Origin of the sequence: Desulfobacula sp. (assembly GCF_014237455.1) — a bacterium.
GTDB lineage: Bacteria > Desulfobacterota > Desulfobacteria > Desulfobacterales > Desulfobacteraceae > Desulfobacula.
In genome coordinates, this window is record NZ_JABZFL010000067.1 from 1 (window position 1) to 2,835 (window position 2,835).

The 2,835-nt window shown below is 38.9% G+C and carries 3 protein-coding genes; 2 read left to right on the forward strand and 1 reads right to left on the reverse strand.

Translation table 11 applies throughout. The features are described 5' to 3' along the window. Window positions 1-103: 103 nt before the first annotated feature. Both HGJ91_RS09725 and HGJ91_RS09730 read left to right on the forward strand, forming a co-directional pair. A complete protein-coding gene (locus HGJ91_RS09725; RefSeq protein ID WP_291347550.1) occupies window positions 104-694 on the forward strand; it encodes a transglycosylase SLT domain-containing protein in 591 nt (196 codons plus the stop codon). Beyond that, window positions 694-918 carry a DUF350 domain-containing protein gene (locus HGJ91_RS09730; protein ID WP_291347551.1) on the forward strand — a complete coding sequence of 75 codons (225 nt, stop codon included), beginning with the start codon at window positions 694-696 and terminating at the stop codon, window positions 916-918. The genes HGJ91_RS09725 and HGJ91_RS09730 overlap by 1 nt, the downstream gene beginning before the upstream one ends. 136 nt (window positions 919-1,054) lie before the next feature. On the opposite strand, the gene HGJ91_RS09735 is transcribed toward HGJ91_RS09730, so the two are convergent. Then, a complete protein-coding gene (locus tag HGJ91_RS09735; RefSeq protein WP_291347552.1) occupies window positions 1,055-1,798 on the reverse strand; it encodes a pseudouridine synthase in 744 nt (247 codons plus the stop codon). Window positions 1,799-2,835: the final 1,037 nt, after the last annotated feature.

Here is a 2,835-nt window from a genome sequence, read left to right on the forward strand (position 1 = left end):
CAAAAACAAATTTTCTTTGCCATAACCAATTGATTTTATAGTATATCTTCGCATATACTTTTGAGGTAGATGTGGTCAACTTCGAATATATCTCTGATAAAAAATGGGAAACTTCAGTTTAAAATATATATTAATATTTTTGATATTACTTTTGTCTTGCCCAATATCTTCATTTGGGTATGAACGTTACAATAGAGTCACCAAATATGATTCGTATTTTAAAAAATATAGTAAACACTGTTTTGGACCAGGCTTTGACTGGAGATACTTTAAATCCCAGGCTATTGCAGAATCCAATCTGAATTCTGATGCAAAATCTCATGTAGGTGCAAAAGGCATTATGCAGATAATGCCAAAAACATTTGAAGAAATTAAGTATAAACACCCTTCAATAAAAGGGAGTACTTTACAGCCAAAATGGAATATTGCAGCGGGTATTTATTATGATCGGAATATCTGGAAGCTATGGAAGGCAAAAAGGCCTTTCATGGACAGGCTTGCATTTATGTTTGGTTCATATAATGCAGGGAAAGGCAATATCCTTAAAACCCAAAAGATTGCTAAAAGCAAAGGTATGGATCCAAATATATGGTCATCCATTAAAAAGAATCTAATTAATGTAACTGGCAAACACAGTAAAGAAACAATTGGATATGTGGATAAAATAAATAAGGTAAAAGGAGTGTTAAAATAATGGAAGCCGGAATCATAATGGCAAATTTTTTATATGCAATTTTCGGTGTGATCCTTACACTTGTATTTATGCTTTTGGGGTTTAAGCTATTTGATAAACTTACACCCTTTGATACATCAAAACTATTGTCAGACAACAACATTGCCGTTGGAATTGTTGTAGGGTCAATATTTATCGGCCTTGGCATTGCTGTTGGCCTTGTAATTGGAATGGGGCTGAATTAATCAAACTGGTCTATGTTGCAAGAACCCTGCTACACCTCCACCAGCTGACGTTCAGATTCATAGCTCACCGATTTGAGCGATACCGGGTCAGTAAATTGTATCTTTCGGGCAAGCAGCTGAAGCGGGTCTGAAAAGGTTAATTTTTCTTGGGCAGAAGATTCGGGTAATACCGATCATTGAGGATGGGAAAGCCCAATCCGCTCAGATGCAGTCGCAATTGATGCTTTTTACCGGTTGCCGGGCACAATCGGAAAAGTGCTCGATTTTTTCCAGACCTGACAAGGGATATTTTTGAAACAGCATTGGGCCTGCCCGGCGCTGTTTTCATCCTAAACCAGGGGTCCCCTGTGACAAGCCGGTTTTCCACGATCCATGACGATAATCTCTGAACAGGGTCATAATGGGCCACTGCCTCATAGGTTTTTTCCACTTTCCCGTTCATAAAAAGTTCCTGGTATCGGCCCCTGTTTTTTTTGTTCATTGAAAACAAAACAAGGCCGGCTGTTTCCCGATCGATCCGGTTGATAGGTGAAAGTTCCTTGTTCCCGGTTGTTTTTTTAAGGCGGTGAAGCAGACACTCGTTCACATAAGGCCCTGCGGGGATCACGGGCAGGAAATGGAGTTTACAGGCCACCAGCAGCTCTTCATTGCAGAAGATGATTCGTTCGCTAAAGGGAATGATCACTTCCTCTTCCACCTCTTTGAAATAATACAATCTTTTTAACGGGGTGTAGGGCGTGGTAAAAGTGATTGGCTTCCCCGTCTCGGCCAGAACTTTTTTTGAATGGATCCTGGTTTCCCAGATGCCCTGGCCGACAGCTGGAAATCGGTTTGTTAAAAATTCCAGGATGGTGGGGTAAGGCGTTTCAATCTTCGGCATGACAACAATGGAGTGATATTCAGAATATTGGGGTTGGAAAAAATTTATTGGCGCATATATTTCTTGATGGGGCTTATTTGCTTTAAAAATTCCGGGCACAATATATGGGAGTGGCAGGGAATCTTTACTGTTGAAGGTTAATTTTTTTATAGTGTTGAGTTTGACTCATGTAGTGGTTCACCGCAAAATGGGCATAATTCCATTTCATTCTTTTTTGTAGTTCCTTCGAAAAAAAACTATCCAAAAACGAAAAAGATCTCTCAACTAATTAAGTTAATATTTGGTTGATTGTGTTTGACCACGGGCCTTTAATGGGAATTAAGGTGGAATATATTTATCCCATTTACGATTCAGGTCAATGGTATGAAGATAATATTAGTATATATTGCGGTATAATGCAAATTTGTTTTAAGAAACGAAATCCCCACAATGCCGGATTTAAATGCCCGGACTATTATTAACAATTCCTGTTTTTTTTATCAAAGACTGACACTACATCATGTGGCCGGGGAAAATTTCATTCATCACACAGAAAAACCACTTTTTGCATTATTCACCTTATTTGGGTTCAAGCTTTGAATAATAACTCGTGGAGCGCAGCTTGTTAGCATCTGGTCCGTGTTGATTTAAGTGAAACTGCGAATCCGTATATGACAAAATACAGAGAAACCAACTGCTGAACTGATAAAAGTGGTTTGTGTTGAATCCACATTAATGAGGCCATACTTCCATTCATGAGCATGAAAAACACCCAGCCATATGAATTGTTTTTAGCCAACAAGTAGCTTCCTATCAGGAAACCAATCATTACACCTATTTCCAGCAATTGGGAAACAGATGTAATACCTCCATAATCATATACGCTATAACAGACACCCAAAATTAAAAAACCACATGTGAATAATGAGGCAGTTAAATCGTAAGCGCTTAAGGAACCACACCCTCAAGGCGTGTGAAAATCAGATATAAATTTAAACGGCGGGACCTGCAAGCAGGGTCTTGTCAACATTTTGCGGCATCAGAGCCATAAAGTCATC

What these genes read in the sequence shown, in the direction of transcription:
- HGJ91_RS09725 (WP_291347550.1), top strand. Translation starts at nt 104, where the DNA reads ATGGGAAACTTCAGTTTAAAATATATATTAATATTTTTGATATTACTT.
- HGJ91_RS09735 (WP_291347552.1), bottom strand. Translation starts at nt 1,798, where the DNA reads ATGCCGAAGATTGAAACGCCTTACCCCACCATCCTGGAATTTTTAACA.
- HGJ91_RS09730 (WP_291347551.1), top strand. Translation starts at nt 694, where the DNA reads ATGGAAGCCGGAATCATAATGGCAAATTTTTTATATGCAATTTTCGGT.